A 20,851-nucleotide genomic window follows, 5' to 3' on the forward strand; every position below is an offset into this window, starting at 1 on the left:
CTATTTCTTGCGCCAGACGAACAGTCCGGACATCGCGTAGTTCCACACCACGCCCATCAGCGCGCCGGCCATGCCGGCGAGCCACCAGATCGGCTCCTGGTCGTAGACCGAGAAGGCGACGCCGACATTGGCGAACAGGCCGACGCTGCACACGATGTAGAAGGCGATCAGACCGCGCAGAACCGCAAAGCCCTTCAGCCGCTGGTCGCGGTAGGTGAGGAAGTTGTTGAGGATGAAGTTGCTGGTCATGGCGACGAGGGCGCCTGCGGCCTGCGCCTCCGCGAACGGCGCCTTGAACAGCTCGAGCGCGATGAACAGCGTGGTGAGGTGCACGACGAGGCCGATGCCGCCGACCATCGCAAACAGCAGGAAGCGCAGCGACACCGCGTCGTTGGTCAGCTTCGCCAGCACCAGGCCGAGAAAGTCGAGCGCGACCATGGAATCGAGCTTGCTCTCGCCGTGCTGCCGCGCGCCGAAAGTGTAGGGAATTTCGACCGCGCGCAGGGTGCCCTGCGCACTCGCGACGACGTCGAGCAGGATCTTGAAGCCGTGCACCGAAAGTTTCGGCGCCAATTGCTCGAAACGGTCGCGGCGGATCATGAAGAAGCCGCTCATCGGATCGGCGATATCGACCCGCAAAACCTGCTTGGCCACTTCGGTGGCGAGCGCGCTGGCGCCGGCGCGCTGCTTGTTGAAACCTTCGCTTTTATAGCCCTCGATATAGCGGCTGCCGACGACGAGCTCGGCCTGCCCGCTCGCGAGCAGCGACAGCATCTTCGGCAGTTGCGTCTCGTCGTGCTGGAGATCGGCGTCGATCACCGCCGCATAAGGCGCGCTGGAGGCCAGGATGCCCTCGATGCAGGCGCCCGACAGGCCGCGGCGGCCGATGCGCCTGATACAGCGCACCCGACTGTCGCGCCGGGCGAGCGCGCGCACGACGTCCCAGGTGGCGTCGGGCGAATTGTCGTCGACGAACACGACCTCCCAGGCGATGCCGACAAGCGTCGCCTCCAGGCGCCGGTAGAGCACCGTGACGTTGTCGCGTTCGTTGAAGGTCGGGACGACGACCGAAAGCTCTGGCGACCGCGAACCCGTCTCCTGGATGTGATCTTGGGCCTGCGGCGGGTTTTCGGGGCCCGGTCTGATCGCTTCATGCATGACGGGAGCGTATATCCGCCACGTCCTGCGCTGCCAAGCCGGGGGTCTCTGGGGAAATGGCCAAAAAGGGCCCTAAAATGCCAACGACCCCGGAACACCCGACTGCGCGTACATCCGGCGCAGCCCAAGCTATTCCAAGGTCGTCCCGGCGCCGGAGCTCTTCGCTCGACGTCGCCGTTGGGAGGTAAGTAGGAACGTCAAAGCCGCTTCGCAAGGGGGCGCCCCCCCTTTTCAGCCTCTACTGGTTCGGCACTTCACGGATCACCGGGCCTCGCGGCGCGGGCGCGGCCGGTGCCGCGGGCGCAGGCTCGACCTTCGCGGGCTTGGGCGGTTTGCCGAACTGGCCGATCGGCCCGAAGACGACGGCGACCGCCAGCACGATCGCCGCGACGATCGCGCCACAAATGCCACCCACCGACTCAGACGACATGCGACCTACCCCTGTTCCAGATGGGGGCAGTGATACCATGGATGAACGCGGTGCCGGAAGGGCTCCGGACCGCAACGGCTCATGGGGGCTACTTCTGCGGCGGCCGATGCTTGACGAAGGCGGTCACGATGTCCTTCTGCGCCGACATGACTGCCCTGTTCGCAGTGGCGAGATGGGCGCCGGAATCGATGCTCGGATACTGCGTGGTCAGATAGTCGAGCAGCGCCACGCGGTAGTACTGCCGCTCCGAGGGACAGGCACTCGCGACCGAGCGGCTGAAATCCTGCTCCGACAGGCCCTGATTGCTGTCGCGCGAATATTCCCGCGCCAGGCAATGCCAGTAATCGTCGCGCCCCTGAATGGCGAGCTTCTGCGCGCCGCGCGCATCATCGTCATCAGCCATGGCAGCAGATGTCATCATCACGAGCGCCGCCCCCACGATCAGCATCCGCATCTTGTTCTCCTTTTTTGCAGATCCGTACAAAGCTTAGACGGGACGCGACAACTGGCCAATCACATCTCCTTTGATTAGGATGCAGGCCCTCCCCGCGTCCATCCGAGATCCTCCCGTGGCCAAAGCAAAAACCGCGTCAAGAAAATCCGGCAACATCTTCATCGGCATCGGCGGCTGGACCTTCGAGCCATGGCGCGGCGTGTTTTACCCAGAGAAGCTCGCGCAGGCGAAGGAGCTGTCCTATGCGGCCTCGAAGCTGACCTCGATCGAGATCAACGGCACCTATTACGGCTCGCAGAAGCCGGAGAGCTTTCGCAAATGGGCGAGCGAGGTGCCGGAGGGTTTTGTGTTCTCGGTGAAGGGCCCGCGCTTCGCGACCAACCGCCGCGTGCTCGCCGAGGCCGGCGACTCCATCAAGCGGTTCTATGATTCCGGGGTGCTGGAACTCGGTGACCACCTCGGTCCGGTGCTCTGGCAGTTCGCGCCGACCAAGAAGTTTGACGGCGCCGATTTCGGCAAGTTCCTCGAGCTGTTGCCGCGCAAGCTCGACGGCCGCGCGCTGCGCCATGTGGTTGAGGTGCGCCACGACAGTTTCTGTACGCCGGATTTCGTGGCGCTGATCCGCGAATTCGAGACGCCGGTGGTGTTCGCCGAGCACGGCAAATATCCGGCGATCGCCGACGTCGCCGGCGATTTCGTCTATGCCCGGCTGCAGAAGGGCAATGACGAGATCAAGACCTGCTATCCGCCCAAGGAGCTCGATGCCTGGAGCAAGCGGTTTCAAGCCTGGGCCGAAGGGGGCGAACCCGACGACCTGCCGAAGGTTGACAAGGCAAAGCCCAAGAAGGAGCCGCGCGACGTGTTCGCCTATGTCATCCATGAAGGCAAGGTACGCGCGCCGGCCGGCGCCATGGAACTGATCGCGCGAGTGGCCTGAGGTATTCGATGGCCAAGGCGAACAAGCTCTTCACCATCGGTTATGAGCAGACGCCGCCGAAGGCCGTGCTCGATGAACTGGAGCACGCCGGCGTCAAGCTCGTGGTCGACGTGCGCGCGGTAACCTCGTCGCGGCGGCCGGGCTTCTCCAAGAAACAGCTCGCCGCAGGCCTCGATGAGCGCGGCATCGCCTATGTCCATCTCGCGGCGCTCGGCACGCCGAAGGAAGGCCGCCTCGCCGCGCGCAGCGGCCAGTACGACGTGCTCGAGAAGGTCTATTCAAAGCACCTGAAGACGCCGCAGGCCAAGGAAGAGCTCGACGAGCTGTCCGCGCTGGTGAAGAAGGCCGGCCCCGTCTGCCTGCTCTGCTATGAGCGCGACCACACCCATTGCCACCGGCAGATGATCGCAGAGATCATCGAGGCGCGGGATGGGGTGGCGGTGAAGAACTTGGCGGGGCGGCAGGTCTAGCTACACCGTCATTCCGGGGCGCGCAGCGCGAGCCCGGAATCCATCGGGCCGCAGGGTTGGTGGATGAGTGGATTCCGGGCTCAGCACTTCCGCGCTGCCCCGGAATGACGAGCTGAGAGAGTTTAGCCCTCCCCCGCCAGGCGGAACGTCCCCTCCATCATCTGCACGCAGCTCCCGCCGACATGGGCGGAGACGATCTTGCCGTCCTGCTTGCGCACGCGCGTCAAGAGGATGCTCGGGCGGCCCATGTCAAAGCCCTGGCCGACCGTGAGCTTCAATTCGCCGTCGCGCGTAGCATCGAGGTCGGCGAACAGCGCGGCGGCGGCAACCGTGGCACTGCCCGTGGCGGGGTCCTCGACGAGACCGCTGGCGCCGCGCATGAACATGCGCGCCTGCCGCTCGCAATGCGCCTCCGCCGCGGGGACATCCTGCGTGTAGAACCACACCGAGAAGGCACCGTCGCGCGGCAATACCTTGCCGAAGGCCGCCGCGTCGGGCCTGGCCCGTTTGAGCGCATCGCGCGAATGCAGCTCCGCCACGAGAAACGGCGTTCCAACGCCGACGACCTGCGGCGCATGGCGATCAGTCTTGATGTCATTCGCGGTCAATGAGATGCAGGCCGCGACGTCCTCGGCCGAAACCTGCGCGAAGCGCGACAGCGGCTGCGGCGCGGTGAGTTCGGTGCTCGCCACCCGGCCCTGCTCTCGCCTGATATCAACCGCGACCAACCCCGCCTTCTCCTCGAACAGCAGGCGCGGCTTCGGCTCCTTCGCGAGGCCGGCCAGCACGAAGGAGGTACCGACATTGGGATGTCCCGCAAAGGGAATCTCCCTGACCGGCGTGAAGATGCGCACTTCGGCATCGTTGGCCTTGTCACGCGGCGGCAGCACGAAGGTCGTCTCGGAATAATTGAACTCGGTTGCGATCGCCTGCATCTGCGTGGTCGAAAGCCCGCCGGCGTCGAGCACCACTGCAAGCTGATTGCCGCCGAAGGCGCGGTCGGTGAACACGTCGACGGTGATGTAGCGGCGCTGCATCTTCACTTCCTCATGCAAGTCGCAGCCGCGACCGGCCGCATCGCCGGCAGTCTACAAGCCGGCGATATCGTCCGTCATGCCCCAAAATTCGGAGCATTCGGAGCAATCGCGATTGGCGCGTCAGAAGCGGAAAAGCGGTCGCGGAGAGGCAAGCAGCTGCGCGCACTCGCTTCCGTCAGGGATCAGCTCGTCGAGAAACTGCCGGTTCTTCTCGTAAGCCTGCGTGGCCTCGAATTGCGTGTGTGGCCAGTCGCTGCCCCACAGCAGGCGCTCGACACCATAGGCCTCGCGCAGCAGCGGATAGGCAGCCTTGGCAAAGCTCTCGCCCGCAGTACCGTTGCGGTACGGCGCCGACACCTTGACCCAGACGTTCCGCGTCGTGCCCAGCTTCAGCACCGATTGAAAGCCGGGATCGGCGACGCCGAGCTTAGGATCGGGCAGCGCGTAGTGATCGAGCACGACGGTGACGCCGTGATCGAGGAGTTTCGGTGCGAGCATCGCGAGATCGGACGCGTTGCGCTGGACCTCGACCTGCCAGCCCATTGACTTCACTTCCGCCAGCAGCGCCTTCCATTCGGCCGCGCCGAGATCGGGCAAAGGCTGGCCGACGAGGTTGAGGCGAATGCCGATCACGCCGGCGCGGTCGAGCGCGCGCAGTTCGTCGGCGGACACCGCGGGATCGACAACGGCGATGCCGCGCAGGCGGCCCGCTGCCGCCTTCAGGCTCTCGACCAGATAAGAATTGTCGATGCCGAGAAAGCTCGGCTGCACCAGCACGCCGTTGGTCATGCCGTTGCGGTCGAGCTGCTCCAGGTAGAGAGCGAGCGGCGCGTCGTAGTCCGGCGCATAGCGCCGGCCCGGTGCGAGTTTGAGCCCGCGATGGAAGACGTGGGCATGGGTATCGATCGTCGGCAAGGCTGTCTCACTCATCGCTCTGCCCGCACTCGTCGCAGCCGACACGAGGAGCGCGACGCCCGCGCCAAACTGGCGGCGTGTCAGGCCACTTCGACAAAATGTCATGGTCATTGCGTCCCATCCTGTCTCAGGCGCGCGTCGCGGCGGCCTGCTCAAAGACCTTGCCGCGGGTTTCGGGCAGGAGCAGCACCGCGATCAGCACCAGCGAATAGGCGAATGCCGCATCGATGCCGATCGCCGGCCCGAGGCCGATGTGATCGCTGAGGAAGCCGACCAGGAAGGGAAACGCCGCGGAGACCACGCGGCCGAAATTGTAGCAGAAGCCGACGCCGGTGCCGCGCACGCCCGCGGGATAGAGCTCGCTGAACAGTGCCGCCATGCTGGCGGGAATGCCGGCGGAGAAGAAGCCAAGGGGAAAGCCGAGCACCAGCATCTCGCCATTCGTCAGCGGCGCGAAGATATAGACCAGCACGGTGGCGATGCAGGCGCTGGCGAAGAACGCGACGTTGGCCCTGCGGCCGATGCGGTCGCTGACGATGCCGCTCGCCACGCAGCCGCAGAAGAAGGCGACGATGATGACGGCGAGATAGCCGCTGGAGCCCAGCACCGAGAGGTGCCGCACCTCGCGCAGGTAAGTCGGCAGGAAGGTGGTCAGCGCCGCGTAGCCGCCATGCGCGCCGATGCCGAACAGACCGCCGATCAAGGTCGAGCGCAGCACGTCGCGATGAAAGATGCCGGACAGCGTCGCGAAGAACGGCGTCTTCTCGCTCGCAACGGCGCGTGCCGGCTCCTTCAGTCCGCGGCGGATGAAGATGATGAGGAGCGCGGGCAACAGCCCCAGCGCGAACAGCAGCCGCCAGGCGATATCGGCGGGCGCATAGGTGAAGACCAGCGCCGACAGCAGTACGGCCGCGCCCCAACCCACCGCCCAGGCGCTCTGGACCGAGCCGAGCGCCTTGCCGCGATGCTCGGGACGGATGATCTCGGCCATCAGCACCGCGCCGCAGGCCCATTCGGCACCAAAGCCGAGGCCCTGGATCGCCTTGAGCACCAGAAGCTGAGTGAAGCTCATCGCGAACGCGCAGGCGAAGGTCGCCAGCGCAAAGGTCGCGACTGTGATCTGGAGCGCCCTGACGCGGCCGAAGCGATCGCCGAGCGCACCACCGAGCCAGCCGCCGAACGCGCCGAAGAACAGGGTGACCGAGCCGAGCAGGCCGGCATCGGCCTTGCTGATGCCGAAGGCCGCGATCAGCGCGGGGATGGCGAGGCCGAACATCTGGACGTCGAGCGCATCCAGAGCCCAGCCGCCAAAGCTTGCCCAGAACGTGCGCCGCTCAAGCGGCGAGCTTTCGCTGTACCAGTTCGACATTCTTCCTACCCCTGTACTCGTTATTGCTTGATGTCGTTGAAGACCGCGCTCACCGGATCTCGGCGTGGTAGCGGAAGCGGTCGGCCGGTCCGCGCGACCGCCGCCATTCGATCGGTCGTCGCTCCAGATCGAGCGCGAGACGCTCGATGACGATCAGCGGCGCGTGGGCCTCCAGCCGCAACAGCCGCGCCTGCATCTCGTTGGCCGTCTCGACCGTCAAAATTTCCTCGGCCGAGACCACCACCTCGCCGCAACGCTCCTCGTAGAGCGGGTAAAGCAGGTCGCCGAACTCGGAGGTGTCGATCTGAAGGATCGGCGCGAAGCGCGACTGCTGCAGCCAGATCTCCTCGGCAAGCAGCGGCACGTCGTCGATCAGGCGCAGGCGCGACAGGCTGATCACGGGCTCGCCGACGGGAACGCGCAGCGCGGATGCGACCGCCGATGTTGCCGGCACGCTCTTGCGACGGAGAATGCGGCTCTTCGGCACGCGCCGCTCGCCGCTCTCGGACTGGAAACGGAAGAAGCGGAACAGCGAGGAGTTGAAGCGCGCGCGCCGCACGAAAGTGCCGCGGCCCTGCTGGCGCTCAAGCACGGCGTCGCTGACGAGCTGGTCGATCGCCTTGCGCACCGTGCCGATCGCAACGCCGTAATGGGCGCCAAGCTCGGCTTCCGACGGGATCGGCTCGCCCGGCCGCCACTCATTGCGGTTGATCCGCGCGGCGAGATCGTCGCGCAAGCGCTGGTAGCGTGGCAGGCGGTCGTCGAGAGGCGCCGAATTCATCTAGTCATATAGATGACTAGATGAGAGGCGAGTCAAGCACTACATTGATACCGCACCCGACGCGAAGTCGGGCCGGCGGACCTCGCCAACCCGACCTCGTCTGTCTCGATCGTCAGTTCGTCGTCTTCGGCATGCAGGGCGGCTCCTTGTAGGGTGCAGAGGCAAACGCGCCCACTGCTGGAGCCCTCACGCAATCCGCAGTCGCGTGGGGCGTGGCGCGCCGCGCGGCGGCGACGTCGCGGGCGGCTGCGGTCTGAACTTGATAGACGGCTGCGGCAATCAGGGCGGCCGAGACAAAGGTCAATCGGGTCATTGGCTTTCTCCGCGTGACAAACGGAAGGCGAGACGTTTCGACTTCCAGAGTGCAAGAGCGGAAAGCTCGGCGAGAAATTTCATCACGCGCCATCAACGAAACGCGAGCTGCATCTGAGGCCGTTGAAGGCACCTACCCCAGTTGAAACACCGCCACCGGCTGCTCATAGCCGCGCACCGTGACCTTGCCGAGCGCCACCGCATCGTCGCCGTCGTCACCGAGCGCTTCGCGCACGGACGCCGAGATCAGCAGCTGCGAGCCGAACTCCTTGTTCAGGGCCTCCAGTCGCGAGGCGAAATTCACGGTGTCACCGATCACCGTGTATTCCTTGCGCCGGGGCGAGCCGATATTGCCGGCGATGACCTCGCCCAAATGGATGCCGATGCCGATCCTGAGCGGCCAGCTCGTCTGCGCGTTGATGCGGTCCATCGCGGTCAGCATCTCGCGGCCTGCGGCGACCGCGCGATGCGCGGCGTCGGAGGCCTCCAGGGGCGCGCCGAACAGCGCCAGGAAGCCGTCACCGAGAAACTTGTTCACGATCCCGCCCTGGCGGTCGAGAATCTCGACCAGCACCGCGAACGCGCCGTCGAGCCGGTCGACGACCTCCTGCGGCGAGCGCGACTGCGCGCCGGCAGTGAAGCCGCGGAAATCGACGACATCACCGCGACGCGGCGGACGTCGCCGGCAGCGCTCGTCCCCTCCGCCATCAGCCGCTCCACCACCTGCGGGGAGACGTGCTGGCCGAACAGGTTGGTCACGCGATCGCGTGCGGTGGCCGCCGCGATGCTCGCGGCAAATTGCCGCCGCAACTGCGCGCCGACAGAGCCTGCGAGCACGCCGCAGATCAGGATGATGGTGCTGCGCACCGCGTGAAAGTAGGTCTGGGGCTCGCCGATGCCGCTGGCCGAATCGTAGATCAGCGCGACGACGAACAGCCCGGCCGCCGCGACGAAACCGGTGAAGGTTGATAGCCAGAAATCGAGCCGCAGGGTCGAGAGAATAATGAAGATGAAGTACATCAGCGGCTCGGCGAAGCCGAGCGCCTGGCTCGCGCCCATGGTCCGGATCTGCAGAAGGAGGATCACCGTAGGCAGCGACGTCTCGATCAGCGCGCCGATATAGCGCCGGACCGCCGGCACATCGCGACCGAGCCTGAGGTTCCGCCGGATCTGGGTATGGATCCAGACCTCGAGCAGGATGAAGCCGATCAGAAGGCCATAGACCTCGACCAGCCCGCCGGTCCCGCGCCAGACCCGGTCCACGACGACAGGAGCAGTCAAGGAGATCGCGGTGAGGAAAACCATCATGACGCATCCGGTCATGATCAGCGCCCTCACCCGCAACAGTTCGGTGCGCAGCACTTCCCGCGTCAGTTCGCGCTCGAATTCCTCCGACAGGACGGCGTGCTGCCGGGCTTTCCTGCTCGCAAAGCTGGTCATTCCACCCCCTGGTCATTCCGGGGCGCGACGAAGTCGCGAACCCGGAATCTCGAGATTCCGGGTTCACGCTGCGCGTGCCCCGGAATGACATCGAGGGTAGCTTGCCTCAATCCAGCGTGCGGCGGAAGCGCGTCACGGCGATGGTCATGGCGATCAGCATCAGGACGGCAAGCGCCAGCGCGTCGTAGCGCAGGTTCTGCATGGTCGCGCCCTTCAGCATGATGGCACGGACGATGCGCAGGTAATGCGTCAGCGGCAGGCCCTCGCCGAGATATTGCGCCCAGGCCGGCATGCCCGCGAACGGGAACATGAAGCCGGACAGCAGGATGCTCGGCAGGAAGAACATCATCGACATCTGCATCGCCTGGAGCTGGTTCTGCACGACCGTCGAGATCGTGTAGCCGATGGACAGGTTGGTGGTGATGAACAGCGTCGAGAGCAGCGCCAGCAGGACCAGATTGCCGAGCACGGGCACGCCGAACAGGCCGACGCCGATGCCGATGATGAGGAAGGCCTGGACGAAGCCGACCAGCACGTAGGGGATGATCTTGCCGAACATCACCTCCACCGGCTTGATCGGCATCGACAGCAGGCTCTCCATCGTGCCGCGCTCGACCTCGCGCGTGACCGAGAGCGCGGTGAAGATCAGCATGGTCATGGTCAGGATGGTGCCGACGAGGCCCGGGACAATGTTGAGGCTCGAGGACGCCGCCGGATTGTAGCGCGCATGCGCTCGGATCTCGAACGGCATCTCCGGGGGAGCGCCGATGTAGAGATCGTGCTTAAGCGCGGTTTGCACCACCATGCCGAGCGAGCCGAGCGCGGCACTGGCCGCAACCGGATCGGTCGCATCGGCTGCGACCAGCAGCGCCGGCTTGTCGCCGCGCCGCACCGCGCGCTCGAAGCCGCGCGGGATCTCGACGCCGAACAGCACCTTGCCGGATTTCAGGAGATTGTCGAAATCGTCGACATCGTGCACCTCGTAGAGGAAGCGGAAATAGGCCGTGTTCTCCAGCGCTTTCAGCACCGAGCGGGCGAGATCGCTGTCCTCCTGGATCAGCACCGCGCTCGGCAGATTGTGCGGCGTGGTGTTGATGGCGTAGCCGAACAGCAGGAGCTGCATCACCGGAATGATGATGATCATCGCGAACGACACGCGATCGCGCCTGAGCTGGATGAACTCCTTCAACAGCATCGCATAGGAGCGCTTCCAGAAGCCGAAGCGCTCGCGGATTTCGTGCGTTGGGAAAGGCTGATCGACAGTGCTCATTGGAAATTGTCCCTGGACCGGCTCATCAGTTCGATGAACACGTCCTCCAGCGAAGGCGACGATTTCTGCCAGTGCAGGCCGCTTTTCTCGCGCCACGGCGCGATGGTTGCCTCCAGCGCCGCGACATCGCGCCCCGAGACATGCAGCGAGGTGCCGAACGGCGCCACCATGTCGATACCCGGCTTGCCGGCGAGCTCGGCCGCAAGCCCGTTCAGATCCTCGCCAGTCACGGTGTAGGTGGTCAGCGCGGATTTCGCGATCACCTCGTCGACTGTGCCATGGGCCAGCAGATGCCCATAGGCGATGTAGGCAATCTCGTGACAGCGCTCGGCTTCGTCCATGTAGTGGGTGGAGACCAGCACGGTGAGGCCATCGGCGGCGAGCGCATGAATCTCGTTCCAGAAATCGCGCCGCGCCTTGGGGTCGACGCCGGCAGTCGGCTCGTCCAGCAGCAGGAGTTGCGGATTGGGCAAGGTGCAGGCCCCGAGCGCGAGCCGCTGCTTCCAGCCGCCGGAAAGCTCGCCCGCGAGCTGCTCCTCGCGGCCCGAAAGCCCGAGCCGGCTGATCATGTCGCGCGCCGCGGCGCGGGCATCGCGCAGGCCGTAGAGCCGCGCCACGAACTCCAGGTTCTCGCGCACCGAGAGATCCTGATAAAGACTGAAGCGCTGGGTCATGTAGCCGACCTGGCGCTTGATGCGTTCAGCATCGCGGCGGATGTCGTAGCCGAGGCAAGTACCCTCGCCGCTGTCCGGTGTGAGCAAGCCGCAAAGCATGCGGATGGTCGTCGTCTTGCCCGAGCCGTTCGGCCCCAGGAAGCCGTAGATCGAGCCGCGCTTCACCTGCATCGACAGATCGTGCACGACCTCGCGGCCGCCGAACGATTTCGTCAGGCCCTTGACGTCGATCGCGATGCCATTTCCGGTTGTGCCGTTCATCGCTGGTCCGCCACCGGAGTCTTGGGGTTGAGATAGACGCTGATCGGCTGGCCCACGCGCAAGGCATCCGGACGCGAGGGCCGCGCCTGGATCAGGTAGACGAGCTTGTTGCGCTCATCGAGGCTATAGATCACCGGCGGGGTGTATTCGGCCGAGGTCGCGATGAAATAGATTTTCGCGGAGAGATCGGCCGCGCAATTGTCGCAGGACACGCGGACCTGGTCACCGATCGCGAGCTTCGGCAGCTCGGTCTCCGGCACGAAGAAGCGCAGCTTCATGTTGCCGGGCGGCATGATCGAGAGCACCGGCCGCTGCGCCGCGACCATCTCACCTTCGCGGAAATAGATCTGCTGGATCGTGCCGGCGACCGGCGCAAACCCCCTGCGCCGCGCCATCCGCGTCTCCGAGGTGGCCACGCGTGCTTCCGCAACGCGCAAGGCCGAGACCGCGGAATCGAGATTGGCCTGCGTGCCCGAACCCGACTTGCTGAGCGAGGCCGCGCGATCATAGGTCTGCTGCGCGTTCGCCAGCGTCGCCTTGTTCTGGTTGAGATCGGCAAGCTGGAGATCGTCGTCGACGGAATAAAGGTGATCGCCGACCTTGACCTCGTCGCCCTCGCGGACGTTGAGCTTCGTCACCCGGCCGGCCTCGTCGGGGCTGACATAAATCATGTCGGCCTCGACCCAGCCCTGGAATCCGGGATCACGCTTGTCGTTGCAGCCGGCAAGTCCGGTTGCGAGCGCGATAACCAACGCAAAGCTGAAAATTGCTTGCGACGACCTCATGTCGTCCTCCGTTCGCCAAAAATCAAATCGAGATGGACGCGCAGCATCTCCTGCGCATCAAGCGGCGCGTGCCGCGCGAACAGGCTTTGCCAGATCACCGCGATCATCGCCGGCGCGACCAGGATCTGGGGGAAGCGCGCGAGGTTCTTCTGCTGGATCTCGCCGCGGGCGATGCCGAGCTCGATCAGCGCGCGCATGCCGGCGATCCCGCGCGAGACGACCTCGCGATAGTAGAAATCGGCCACTGCCGGGAAGCGCGGCCCCTCCGCCACGATCAGGCGCACGAGATCGCCGCGCCTCGTGTTCGCGACTTCCTTGAGGAAGTTGCTGGCGAAGGCCTCGACGCGTTCGCGCACCGAGCCGGTCGGCGGCGGCAACGTCGTGAGCCGCTCCACCACCGGGACGATCACGATGCGGACCAGCTCCTCGAACATCGATTCCTTGTCCTTGAAGTGCAGGTAGATCGTGCCCTTGGCGACGCCCGCGCGCTTGGCGATGTCGTCGAGCCGCGTCGCCGCGAAGCCGCGCGCGATGAATTCCTCCAGCGCCGCCTCCACGATGGCTGCGCGGCGCTCCGCTGCGCGCGCGGCGCGGTTCGAGGCGATTGCAGTGACCTCTCCGCCGGCCGCGGCCGCGGGGCCTTTTGCGGTCGTGCGGACGTTCGGCGAGGCGCTCGTGGTGGGCTTCTTTGTCATGCTCACATTATGACTGACTGGTCAGTCAAAGTCAAATCCTCGGAATCACGATTCAATCGACAAACGCATTAGCCTTGACTAATTCATTAGCTTGAACTAATTGATTGACCATGATCGATGCCGTCCAAAATCCCGTTACGACCGTCATGCGCGCGCTGGCCGATCCGACTCGCCGTGCCGTGTTCGAGCGTGTCTTCGAGAGCAAGGAGATCAGCGTCGCTGAGCTGACGCGCGGCAGCGGTGTGACCCAGGGCGCGATCTCGCAGCACCTGAAATCCCTCAAGCAGGCCGGCCTCGTCGCCGAGCGTGCCGAGGGCCGCAACGTCTACTACCGCGCCGCGCCCCAAGGGCTCGAGCCGCTGGTCGAATGGATGGATCATTACGGCGTCTTCTGGCGCGAGCGCTTCCAAAACCTGCGTACCCTGTTGAAGGAGATCGATCCGTGAGTGCTGCCGAGTTGAAAACCGAGACACAGGACATCGTCATCGACGAGGTCTTCCCGCACGCCACCGAGACGGTCTGGAAGGCGCTGACGAGCGCCCAGTTGATCGGGCGCTGGTTGATGCCGCCGACCGGATTCGAGGCGATCGAAGGCAACACCTTCACATTCCAAACCACCCCGGGCGGCGCCTGGGATGGCGTCATTCATTGCCGGGTTCTGGAGGTCGTGCCGAACCGGCGCCTCGCATACGCCTGGAAGGGCGGCGATGAGCGCAACACCGGCTACGGCGCACCGCTCGACACCGTCGTGACCTGGTCCCTCACCCCGGTCGAAGCCGGCACTCGGATCCGCCTGGTTCATTCGGGCTTCGTCACGCCCAGAAACGACACCGCCTACAAGAGCATGAGCAGCGGCTGGGCGAAGGTGGTCCGACAGCTCGACGAGATCAGCGGCGAAGAGTGAGTGGGAGATATCACGATGGACAAGCCCTATACCGGCGGCTGCGCCTGCGGCGCGATCCGCTATTCGATTTCCGGCGAACCTTTGTTCAGCAATCACTGCCAGTGCCGGGACTGCCAGCGGGAAAGCGGCAGCGGTCACGGCTCGTACCTCACCTTCGCGCGCGCCGGCGTCACCGTGACAGGTGAGGCCAAGCAATGGGACATGGTCGCTGACAGCGGCAACGTGAAGACCCGCGCGTTCTGCTCCGTGTGCGGCTTGCCCGTCTACATGACCTTCGCCGCGATGCCCGACATCTTCACCATCCGCGCCGCGAGCCTCGACGAGCCCGCCCGCTACAAGCCGCAGGTGGTCACTTACGCCGCGCGCGGGCATGGCTGGGATCACCTCGATCCGGGTCTGCCGAAGTTCGAGACCATGCCGCCGGCGTGAGGCACGGCGTCTGGCGCACGTCTTTGGTGGAGCAGCTTGCCCAGGAGTTCGGTTCACCTCTCCCGCTTGCGGGGGAGGTCGGCGCGAAGCGCCGGGTGGGGGCTCTCTCCACGTCGAGATTGTTGATTGCCGAAGCACCCCCACCCCCAACCCTCCCCCGCAAGCGGGAGAGGGAGCGCACCTCTTTCGTGGCAACGCTCAAACCTCGCCTCACGACGCGCTAGGCAAAATCCAGCACCATGCGGCCGTCGATCTTGCCGGCCTTCATCCGGTCGAACACGTCGTTGATCGCTGCGAGCGGCACCTTGGTCACTTCGGCCTTGACCTTGCCGTCCGCGGCAAACGCGATGGCTTCGTCGAGATCCCGGCGGGTGCCGACAATCGAGCCGCGCACCGTGATGCGCTTGAGCACGACATCGAAGATCGGCGTCGGGAATTCGCCCGGCGGCAGGCCGACGAGGCTGATGGTGCCCTTCCGGCGCACCATCTTCAGCGCCTGCGCAAACGCTGCGGTCGACACCGCCGTCACCAGCACGCCATGGGCTCCGCCGCCGGTGGCCGCCAGCACTTCATCCACGGCATCGGCTGCGAGCGCGTTGACCGCGAGATCCGCGCCGGTCGTGCGTGCGAGCGCAAGCTTATCCTCGGCGATGTCGACGGCCGCGACCTTGAACCCCATCGCCTTGGCATATTGGACCGCGACATGGCCGAGCCCGCCGACGCCGGAGATCGCAACCCACTCGCCGGGGCGCGCGTCCGTCTCCTTCAATCCCTTATAGGTGGTGACGCCGGCGCAAAGGATCGGCGCCACCGAGGCGAAATCGATCGTCGCCGGCAGTTTTGCCGCGAAGGCGGCAGAGGCGATGACATATTCGGCGAAGCCGCCGTTCACGCTGTAGCCGGTGTTGTGCTGATGCTCGCACAGAGTCTCCCAGCCGGTCTCGCAGTATTCGCAATGCAGACAGGCATCGTGCAGCCAGGCCACGCCGACGGCATCACCGACTTTCAGATTTTTCACGCTGGGCCCGAGTGCCGCGACGATGCCGGCCGCCTCATGGCCGGGGATGAAGGGTGGAACCGGCTTCACCGGCCAGTCGCCGGATGCGGCGTGCAGATCGGTATGACAGACGCCGCACGCCTTCACCTTGACCAGAACCTCGCCGGGGCCGGGCTGCGGCACCGGGACATCCTCAATCACCAGCGGCTTGCAAAATTGCTTGACGAGGGCAGCTTTCATGGTCGGCATCGGTCTGCTCCTTTGGATGTGCGGGAGGCAGACTAACGGCCACGCAGGGTGCGTCCTTGATCGGAGTCAAAGCAGCACAATGTTTGCGCAAGCGACGCGTTGACAATCAAGTGACAACGCGCCGCGCGCGGCGCCGACGTCAGCTATGGAACTTCAATCCATCGACAATTTTATCGACCACCTTGCGCTCGGCACGCATGGCAATGCCGACGAGATTGAGCTCGGAGCGTCCCACTGCCCTCACCGCCTCGCGGTTGGCGGCATCATGCGTGGTCTTGAACATGTCCTCGGTGTAGACCGCCGGCGTGACGCCACGCGACAGCGCGCGATCGAGCGCACGCGACAAAGCGGGACCGTCGGCACCATAGATCAGGATCGGCTGGCCGATCAGCGACAGATACTTCGTTCCCGAGGCGTCTTCATACGGCTCGCCGATGCATGCGGGAAACGCCGCCGCGATGCCGCTGGTGAGAAAGGATGCGACGTTGAGCTTCTGCCAGGCCTGAAGATCGGTCCGGATCACGACCGCGATCTTGGTGTCGAACTGCATGTGCTTCCCCAATGACGTCATTCCGCGGCGCACCGCAGGTGCGAACCCGGAATCTGGAGATTGTTGCACGAGATTCCGGGTTCGCGCTACGCGCCCACGGAATGACGGAGGAGAGAATCACCCCTTCGCGTCGCAGGCCCAGGCGCGGATCACGCATTCCTTGCCGCCGTACTTGTAGCATTCGCGCGTCGCGGCATTGAGCGAGGCGGAGATCTTCGGCTTCACGGCATAGCCATAAGCGCCGCAGGGGTTGGCGAGGTCGACCGACATCGCGGCGCAGGCGCGCTTCATCGTCACCGTCGTGCACTCACCCTTGCACTGCTTCTGCGCCGCCGCCCGCGCCTCGTGCTCGGCGGCATAGTCATAAGCCTGGCCGTAGGCGCCGCACTTGCCGACTGCGAACGCACCGGCGGCGTGGGCTTCTGTGATGTAGCGGGCGCCGGTGACAACAACCGACAAGACAAAGCAAAACATCGCGCAACGGCGCGCGACGACATTCGAAGCCATGGAAAAACCCCTCCCCCCAAGGCAGGTGGCGGCGACTGTAAGCGGCGGTCGTTTCCAGATGGTGAACGGGAGGTTGAAAACGGACGGTCAGGAAGTGCATACGGATTCGTAGGGTGGGTTAGCGAAGCAACCCACCGCTTCTCGCGACGCGGAGAGCAAAGTGGTGGGTTACGCCTTCGGCTAACCCACCCTACCACACCGCTATCCGCGCCTTGCCGCTTCCAGCGCCTGCGGCGTGTCGATGTCGAGGAAGGCGCTCTCGCCGTCGACGGGCACTTCCGCGACCGCCTCGGCATGCTTCGCGATCAGGTGGCGTGCGCCGATGTCGCCGTCGAGCGTCATCAACTCCCTGAAGAAGCGGCGCGACCACAGCACGGGATTGCCGCGACGGCCTTCGCTGACAGGCACGACGATGAGATTGCCGCGGTCCGGCGCGAAACCGTCGATGAGACGGTCGATCAGGCCCGCATCGATCAGCGGCATGTCGCCGAGGCAGACCAGGGCGCCGTCGCAAGCCTCCGGCACAGCCGCGATGCCGGCCTTGACCGAGCTCGCGATGCCGCCGGCGAAATCCGGATTGCGGACGAACTTCACCTTGAGACCATTCAGCGCTTGCTCGACCAGCTCGGCCTGATGGCCGGTGACGACGATCACCTCCGATGCCTTGGAGGCGAGGGCCTGCTCGGTCGCGAGGCGCACCAGCTTCTTGCCGTCGAGTTCGGCGAGCAGCTTGTTCGGCCCGCCCATCCGGGTCGAGCGTCCCGCCGCGAGCACGATGGCCGCGACCTGGCTGTTGCCCTCGGTCTCCGGTTTTGCGCGCGGCTGCGGCCGCGTGACGATCTCCATCAACAGACCGCCGACACCCATGCCCATCAGCTCGGACCGCGTCACGTTGATGCCGGCCAGCAGCCGCATCAGCACCCAGTCAAAACCGTTCTCGACCGGCGAGCGCGCGCAGCCCGGCGCACCCAGCACCGGCACGCCGCCAGCCCGCGCGATCAAAAGCAGGTTGCCGGGATCGACCGGCATGCCGAAATGCTCGATGTCACCGCCGATTCCCGTGACGGCGGCCGGGATCACGTCGCGGCGGTCGGCGATCGCGGACGCCCCGAACACGATCACGAGCTCGGCGCCGAGCCCGAGCAGCTCCTTGATCGCAGCCGACAGCGCCCGCTCCTCATGCTGGACCCGCCGTTCGGCGATGATGCTGGCGCCCGCCGGCGCGAGCCGCTCGGCGGTGACGCGCAGCGTCTTGTCGACCACCTTGGAGGAGAGGCCAGGCAGCAGCGTCGAAACCACGCCGACGCGCTTGATCACGTAGGGCGCGACTTTCAGCACGTCCTTGCCGGCGGCATTCACCGCGGCATCGCGCAAGCCTCCTTCGACGCCAAACGGGATGATCTTGACGGTACCGACCATCTCGCCCTCCACCACCGGCTTGAAGGCGGAGAGGGTCGCAAAAGTGATTGCCTCGTCGATGTTGTTGATGCGGTCGACCGCGGCGCGGTCGATCACCAGCACGCCAGGGCGCGCGGCGAACAAATTCGCGCGGCCGGTGAAGGCGCGCTCGACGTGAATGCCATCGCCGCCGACGGCGAGCGCGATGCTGGCGGCCGCGACGTCCTCGGAGACGTCGCCCTCCTCCATGCGCACCACGACGATGTCCTTGATGCCGGCGCTCGTCAGCGCCTCGACCTCGGCAGGGCCAATCGTCGTGCCTTTCTTAAGCACCAGCGGGCCCTGGCGCAGGGTGTGGACGGTCACCCCGCCGATCGCATCCTTGGGGCTCGCCGGACCGAACTTCATGCCGCTTCTTCTTTTTCTTTTGGAGGCAGGCGGAGCACCGCCGTGATCTCAGCCATGATCGCGACCGCGATCTCGGACGGCGACACCGCGCCGATCGCAAGGCCGATGGGCGCATGGATGCGCGCGATGTCGCTCTCCCTCGCGCCCTGCGCCCGCAACCGGTCGCCACGCTTGGCGTGTGTCTTCCGCGAGCCGAGCGCACCGATGTAGAAGCAATTGCGCTCGAAGGCGTGCAGCAGCGCGGGATCGTCGATCTTCGGATCGTGCGTCACCGCGACGAACGCCGTGTAGGGATCGACATTGAGCGGCGGCAGCGCCGTGTCCGGCCACTCCGCGACCAGCGGAACGTCAGGGAAGCGCTCGGGGCTCGCAAACGCCGTGCGCGGATCGACCACGGTGACGTCGTAGCCGAGCGAGCGCGCCAGCGGCGCGAGCGCCTGGCTGATATGAACGGCGCCGACGATGACGAGCTTTGCGGTCGGCGCGTAGACATTGAGGAACAGCTTCTTGCCGCCGGCCTCGACATTGGCGCTCCTGCCCATGCGAAGCTGTTTTTCAAGCTCGGCACGCAGCGGATCCGTGGCAAAATCCTTCGCCTTCACCAGGCGCTGCTCGCCGCTCTCGGTGTCCGTCACCAGGATCACCGGCCGGCGCGCGGCGCGCTCGGCGTTGAGTTCGTGGAGGATCTCGAGCTTCACGGCTAGCCGACCTTCTCGACGAAGACGCGGATGGTGCCGCCGCAGGACAGTCCGACATTCCAGGCGGTCTCGTCCGCCACGCCGAACTCCAGCATCTTCGGCTTGCCGCTCTCGATCACGTCCATGGCCTCGGTGACCACGGCGCCCTCGACGCAGCCGCCGGAGACCGAGCCCAGAAACGTGCCTTCATCGTTGATGACGAGGCTCGAGCCCGCGGGTCGCGGCGCCGAGCCCCAGGTCTCCACCACGGTGGCGAGCGCGACGCCACGGCCGGCCTTCTGCCAGTCCTCCGCCGCCTTCAGGATATCCTCGTCGCGATCGAGCATGGTTGGCCTCTCAAGCTGCGGAGCGGATCAGGCTGCGGTGATGCGGCGGCAGCGGCTGGGAGAGCGTTTTGATCAGCTCCTGGATCGAACTCAAATTATGCACGGGGCGGAATTCGTCAACGTGCGGGAGCATCATTTTGATGCCCTGCGCCTTGGCCTCGAAGCCGCCGAACCGCAGCAGTGGGTTCAGCCAGATCAGCCGCCGGCAGGAGCGGTGCAGCCGGTCCATCTCGAAGGCGAGTTTGGAATCGGCCTCCCGCTCCAGCCCGTCCGAGATCAGGAGCACGACGGCGCCCTGGCTCAGCACGCGCCGCGCCCACAATTTGTTGAAGTTGTGCAGCGAGGTCGCGATCCGGGTGCCGCCGGCCCAATCCTCGACCGCGGCCGAGCAGCTCGCCAGCGCCTCATCGGGATCGCGCTGGCGCAGCGCGCGGGTGACGTTGGTGAGGCGGGTGCCGAACAGGAACACCGAGACGCGCTTGCGCGCGTCGGTGATGGCATGGAGGAAATGCAGGAACAGGCGGGTGTATTCGCTCATCGAGCCCGAGATATCGAGCAGCGCCACGATCGGCGCAGGCTTCTCGATCCGCCCGAGGTGGTGGAGGTCGATGATATCGCCGCCGGTGCGTAAAGATGCGCGCAGCGTGCGACGCAGGTCGAGGCGCAAGCCCCGCGGATCCGGCCGCTGCCGGCGCGTCAAGAGCTCGGCCTGCGGCAGCCGCATCTTCTCGATGGCACGTAGCGCCTCGGTGATCTCCGCCGCGCTCATCTGCGCAAAATCCTTCTTCTGAAGGATTTCCTTGTCGGAGACCGACAGGCGCAGATCCTGCTCCTGGTGCTGCGGCGTCTCCGTCATGTGCGGCTGCGATAACGCTTCCTGCACCCGGCGCGAGGCCGGCGGCGGCTTCTTTTTCGCATGATCCGGCAGCGGCACCGAATCCAGCATGTGCTTCCACTCTTCCGAGGCACGGAAGAACAGGTTGAAGGCCTGTTTGAAGATCAGCGCATGCTCGTGGCGCTTGACGAAGATCGCCTCCAGCGTGGTGAAGACGTCGGCGCGGCTGCCGATGTCGATCACCTGGAGCGCGTTCACGGCGTCGATCACCGCCCCCGGCCCGACCGGCATGCCCGCCGCGCGCAGCGCGCGGGCGAAGCCGACGATGTTGTCGGCGAACTGCTCGGTCTTCTCAGGCGCAAGGTGGTTGATGGCCATCGCTCAGCACTCTCACTCGTCATTCCGGGGCGCCGCGACGGGATCGCGTGAAGCGCGACCCGGAGCGGCGAGCCCGGAATCCACTCATCCGCAGTCCCTGTGGCCCGATAGATTCCGGGCTCGCGACTTCGTCGCGCCCCGGAATGACGAGCTCCCAGTGGCGCGAGATTCCGGGTTCGATGCT

General features: G+C 65.6%; 24 protein-coding genes and 1 pseudogene. 5 read left to right on the top strand and 20 right to left on the bottom strand.

The genetic code is table 11. From position 1 onward, the window contains the following. The 3 genes from AYJ54_RS25500 to AYJ54_RS25510 form a co-directional block, all read right to left on the bottom strand. Positions 1-1,158: a glycosyltransferase family 2 protein gene (locus tag AYJ54_RS25500; protein WP_063703121.1), complete on the bottom strand. Its 1,158-nt coding sequence runs from the start codon at positions 1,156-1,158 to the stop codon at positions 1-3. A gap of 238 nt (positions 1,159-1,396) precedes the next feature. Next, positions 1,397-1,588, bottom strand: a complete 192-nt coding sequence (locus tag AYJ54_RS25505) for a hypothetical protein (RefSeq protein ID WP_063703122.1) — start codon at positions 1,586-1,588, stop codon at positions 1,397-1,399. 88 nt (positions 1,589-1,676) lie between these two features. Continuing rightward, positions 1,677-2,042, bottom strand: coding sequence for a hypothetical protein (locus AYJ54_RS25510; RefSeq protein WP_063703383.1), 366 nt, complete (start codon positions 2,040-2,042; stop codon positions 1,677-1,679). A gap of 115 nt (positions 2,043-2,157) precedes the next feature. On the opposite strand from AYJ54_RS25510, the gene AYJ54_RS25515 reads away from it, so the two are divergent. Both AYJ54_RS25515 and AYJ54_RS25520 read left to right on the top strand, forming a co-directional pair. After that, positions 2,158-2,979 carry a DUF72 domain-containing protein gene (locus AYJ54_RS25515; RefSeq protein WP_063703123.1) on the top strand — a complete coding sequence of 274 codons (822 nt, stop codon included), beginning with the start codon at positions 2,158-2,160 and terminating at the stop codon, positions 2,977-2,979. Positions 2,980-2,987: 8 nt separating this feature from the next. Continuing rightward, positions 2,988-3,449: a DUF488 domain-containing protein gene (locus tag AYJ54_RS25520; protein ID WP_063703124.1), complete on the top strand. Its 462-nt coding sequence runs from the start codon at positions 2,988-2,990 to the stop codon at positions 3,447-3,449. Positions 3,450-3,571: 122 nt separating this feature from the next. Here AYJ54_RS25520 and AYJ54_RS25525 read toward each other — a convergent pair whose 3' ends face one another. The 10 genes and pseudogenes from AYJ54_RS25525 to AYJ54_RS25570 all read right to left on the bottom strand — a co-directional run bounded on the left by AYJ54_RS25525 (position 3,572) and on the right by AYJ54_RS25570 (position 12,988). After that, positions 3,572-4,486 (bottom strand): PhzF family phenazine biosynthesis protein, encoded by a 915-nt coding sequence (locus AYJ54_RS25525; RefSeq protein ID WP_063703384.1) that lies wholly within the window; start codon positions 4,484-4,486, stop codon positions 3,572-3,574. A gap of 120 nt (positions 4,487-4,606) precedes the next feature. Next, positions 4,607-5,506 carry an amidohydrolase family protein gene (locus AYJ54_RS25530; RefSeq protein WP_063703126.1) on the bottom strand — a complete coding sequence of 300 codons (900 nt, stop codon included), beginning with the start codon at positions 5,504-5,506 and terminating at the stop codon, positions 4,607-4,609. Between the two features lie 22 nt (positions 5,507-5,528). Next, complete coding sequence (locus AYJ54_RS25535) at positions 5,529-6,770, bottom strand: MFS transporter (RefSeq protein WP_063703127.1); 1,242 nt, start codon at positions 6,768-6,770, stop codon at positions 5,529-5,531. Between the two features lie 49 nt (positions 6,771-6,819). Continuing rightward, complete coding sequence (locus AYJ54_RS25540; RefSeq protein WP_063703128.1) at positions 6,820-7,551, bottom strand: GntR family transcriptional regulator; 732 nt, start codon at positions 7,549-7,551, stop codon at positions 6,820-6,822. 112 nt (positions 7,552-7,663) lie between these two features. Beyond that, positions 7,664-7,864 carry a hypothetical protein gene (locus AYJ54_RS25545; RefSeq protein ID WP_063703130.1) on the bottom strand — a complete coding sequence of 67 codons (201 nt, stop codon included), beginning with the start codon at positions 7,862-7,864 and terminating at the stop codon, positions 7,664-7,666. Positions 7,865-7,996: 132 nt separating this feature from the next. Then, positions 7,997-9,303: pseudogene (locus AYJ54_RS25550) on the bottom strand (adenylate/guanylate cyclase domain-containing protein). Positions 9,304-9,409: 106 nt separating this feature from the next. Continuing rightward, a complete protein-coding gene (locus AYJ54_RS25555; protein ID WP_063703131.1) occupies positions 9,410-10,573 on the bottom strand; it encodes an ABC transporter permease in 1,164 nt (387 codons plus the stop codon). Continuing rightward, positions 10,570-11,508, bottom strand: a complete 939-nt coding sequence (locus AYJ54_RS25560) for an ABC transporter ATP-binding protein (protein WP_063703132.1) — start codon at positions 11,506-11,508, stop codon at positions 10,570-10,572. Before AYJ54_RS25560 ends, AYJ54_RS25555 begins: the two co-directional genes overlap by 4 nt. Then, positions 11,505-12,293, bottom strand: coding sequence for an HlyD family secretion protein (locus AYJ54_RS25565; RefSeq protein ID WP_063703133.1), 789 nt, complete (start codon positions 12,291-12,293; stop codon positions 11,505-11,507). Before AYJ54_RS25565 ends, AYJ54_RS25560 begins: the two co-directional genes overlap by 4 nt. Further along, positions 12,290-12,988, bottom strand: coding sequence for a TetR/AcrR family transcriptional regulator (locus tag AYJ54_RS25570; protein ID WP_136623926.1), 699 nt, complete (start codon positions 12,986-12,988; stop codon positions 12,290-12,292). Before AYJ54_RS25570 ends, AYJ54_RS25565 begins: the two co-directional genes overlap by 4 nt. A 110-nt stretch (positions 12,989-13,098) precedes the next feature. Between AYJ54_RS25570 and AYJ54_RS25575 the strand changes: the two genes are divergently transcribed. From AYJ54_RS25575 to AYJ54_RS25585, 3 genes are read left to right on the top strand one after another with little or no spacing between them, the layout of a single operon-like run. Next, entirely contained in the window at positions 13,099-13,434 is a 336-nt protein-coding gene (locus tag AYJ54_RS25575; protein ID WP_063703135.1) for an ArsR/SmtB family transcription factor, read from the top strand. Next, entirely contained in the window at positions 13,431-13,892 is a 462-nt protein-coding gene (locus AYJ54_RS25580; RefSeq protein ID WP_063703136.1) for an SRPBCC family protein, read from the top strand. The genes AYJ54_RS25575 and AYJ54_RS25580 overlap by 4 nt, the downstream gene beginning before the upstream one ends. Before the next feature lie 15 nt (positions 13,893-13,907). Next, a complete protein-coding gene (locus AYJ54_RS25585) occupies positions 13,908-14,321 on the top strand; it encodes a GFA family protein (protein WP_063703138.1) in 414 nt (137 codons plus the stop codon). A gap of 220 nt (positions 14,322-14,541) precedes the next feature. Here AYJ54_RS25585 and adhP read toward each other — a convergent pair whose 3' ends face one another. From adhP to AYJ54_RS25620, 7 genes are all read right to left on the bottom strand, one after another. Continuing rightward, positions 14,542-15,567 carry an alcohol dehydrogenase AdhP gene (gene adhP / locus AYJ54_RS25590; protein ID WP_063703139.1) on the bottom strand — a complete coding sequence of 342 codons (1,026 nt, stop codon included), beginning with the start codon at positions 15,565-15,567 and terminating at the stop codon, positions 14,542-14,544. Between the two features lie 139 nt (positions 15,568-15,706). Further along, positions 15,707-16,117: a DUF2000 family protein gene (locus AYJ54_RS25595; protein ID WP_063703141.1), complete on the bottom strand. Its 411-nt coding sequence runs from the start codon at positions 16,115-16,117 to the stop codon at positions 15,707-15,709. 117 nt (positions 16,118-16,234) lie between these two features. Continuing rightward, positions 16,235-16,624, bottom strand: a complete 390-nt coding sequence (locus AYJ54_RS25600; protein ID WP_063703142.1) for a DUF4189 domain-containing protein — start codon at positions 16,622-16,624, stop codon at positions 16,235-16,237. Between the two features lie 201 nt (positions 16,625-16,825). After that, a complete protein-coding gene (locus tag AYJ54_RS25605) occupies positions 16,826-18,430 on the bottom strand; it encodes an NTP transferase domain-containing protein (RefSeq protein WP_063703144.1) in 1,605 nt (534 codons plus the stop codon). Further along, a complete protein-coding gene (locus AYJ54_RS25610) occupies positions 18,427-19,128 on the bottom strand; it encodes an XdhC family protein (RefSeq protein ID WP_063703146.1) in 702 nt (233 codons plus the stop codon). Before AYJ54_RS25610 ends, AYJ54_RS25605 begins: the two co-directional genes overlap by 4 nt. 2 nt (positions 19,129-19,130) lie before the next feature. Further along, the gene (locus AYJ54_RS25615) at positions 19,131-19,454 is read right to left on the bottom strand and encodes an XdhC family protein (protein WP_008564652.1); all 324 of its coding nucleotides are present in this window, start codon (positions 19,452-19,454) and stop codon (positions 19,131-19,133) included. A gap of 10 nt (positions 19,455-19,464) precedes the next feature. Then, positions 19,465-20,667, bottom strand: a complete 1,203-nt coding sequence (locus AYJ54_RS25620) for a vWA domain-containing protein (protein WP_063703148.1) — start codon at positions 20,665-20,667, stop codon at positions 19,465-19,467. Positions 20,668-20,851: the final 184 nt, after the last annotated feature.

It is taken from the genome of Bradyrhizobium centrolobii (genome assembly GCF_001641635.1).
GTDB lineage: Bacteria > Pseudomonadota > Alphaproteobacteria > Rhizobiales > Xanthobacteraceae > Bradyrhizobium > Bradyrhizobium centrolobii.

Coding starts and splice junctions, on each gene's coding strand:
- AYJ54_RS25500 (WP_063703121.1), bottom strand. CDS start 1,158: ATGCATGAAGCGATCAGACCGGGCCCCGAAAACCCGCCGCAGGCCCAA.
- AYJ54_RS25505 (WP_063703122.1), bottom strand. CDS start 1,588: ATGTCGTCTGAGTCGGTGGGTGGCATTTGTGGCGCGATCGTCGCGGCG.
- AYJ54_RS25510 (WP_063703383.1), bottom strand. CDS start 2,042: ATGCGGATGCTGATCGTGGGGGCGGCGCTCGTGATGATGACATCTGCT.
- AYJ54_RS25520 (WP_063703124.1), top strand. CDS start 2,988: ATGGCCAAGGCGAACAAGCTCTTCACCATCGGTTATGAGCAGACGCCG.
- AYJ54_RS25525 (WP_063703384.1), bottom strand. CDS start 4,486: ATGCAGCGCCGCTACATCACCGTCGACGTGTTCACCGACCGCGCCTTC.
- AYJ54_RS25530 (WP_063703126.1), bottom strand. CDS start 5,506: ATGACATTTTGTCGAAGTGGCCTGACACGCCGCCAGTTTGGCGCGGGC.
- AYJ54_RS25535 (WP_063703127.1), bottom strand. CDS start 6,770: ATGTCGAACTGGTACAGCGAAAGCTCGCCGCTTGAGCGGCGCACGTTC.
- AYJ54_RS25540 (WP_063703128.1), bottom strand. CDS start 7,551: ATGAATTCGGCGCCTCTCGACGACCGCCTGCCACGCTACCAGCGCTTG.
- AYJ54_RS25545 (WP_063703130.1), bottom strand. CDS start 7,864: ATGACCCGATTGACCTTTGTCTCGGCCGCCCTGATTGCCGCAGCCGTC.
- AYJ54_RS25555 (WP_063703131.1), bottom strand. CDS start 10,573: ATGAGCACTGTCGATCAGCCTTTCCCAACGCACGAAATCCGCGAGCGC.
- AYJ54_RS25560 (WP_063703132.1), bottom strand. CDS start 11,508: ATGAACGGCACAACCGGAAATGGCATCGCGATCGACGTCAAGGGCCTG.
- AYJ54_RS25565 (WP_063703133.1), bottom strand. CDS start 12,293: ATGAGGTCGTCGCAAGCAATTTTCAGCTTTGCGTTGGTTATCGCGCTC.
- AYJ54_RS25570 (WP_136623926.1), bottom strand. CDS start 12,988: ATGACAAAGAAGCCCACCACGAGCGCCTCGCCGAACGTCCGCACGACC.
- AYJ54_RS25575 (WP_063703135.1), top strand. CDS start 13,099: ATGATCGATGCCGTCCAAAATCCCGTTACGACCGTCATGCGCGCGCTG.
- AYJ54_RS25585 (WP_063703138.1), top strand. CDS start 13,908: ATGGACAAGCCCTATACCGGCGGCTGCGCCTGCGGCGCGATCCGCTAT.
- adhP (WP_063703139.1), bottom strand. CDS start 15,567: ATGCCGACCATGAAAGCTGCCCTCGTCAAGCAATTTTGCAAGCCGCTG.
- AYJ54_RS25595 (WP_063703141.1), bottom strand. CDS start 16,117: ATGCAGTTCGACACCAAGATCGCGGTCGTGATCCGGACCGATCTTCAG.
- AYJ54_RS25600 (WP_063703142.1), bottom strand. CDS start 16,624: ATGGCTTCGAATGTCGTCGCGCGCCGTTGCGCGATGTTTTGCTTTGTC.
- AYJ54_RS25605 (WP_063703144.1), bottom strand. CDS start 18,430: ATGAAGTTCGGTCCGGCGAGCCCCAAGGATGCGATCGGCGGGGTGACC.
- AYJ54_RS25615 (WP_008564652.1), bottom strand. CDS start 19,454: ATGCTCGATCGCGACGAGGATATCCTGAAGGCGGCGGAGGACTGGCAG.
- AYJ54_RS25620 (WP_063703148.1), bottom strand. CDS start 20,667: ATGGCCATCAACCACCTTGCGCCTGAGAAGACCGAGCAGTTCGCCGAC.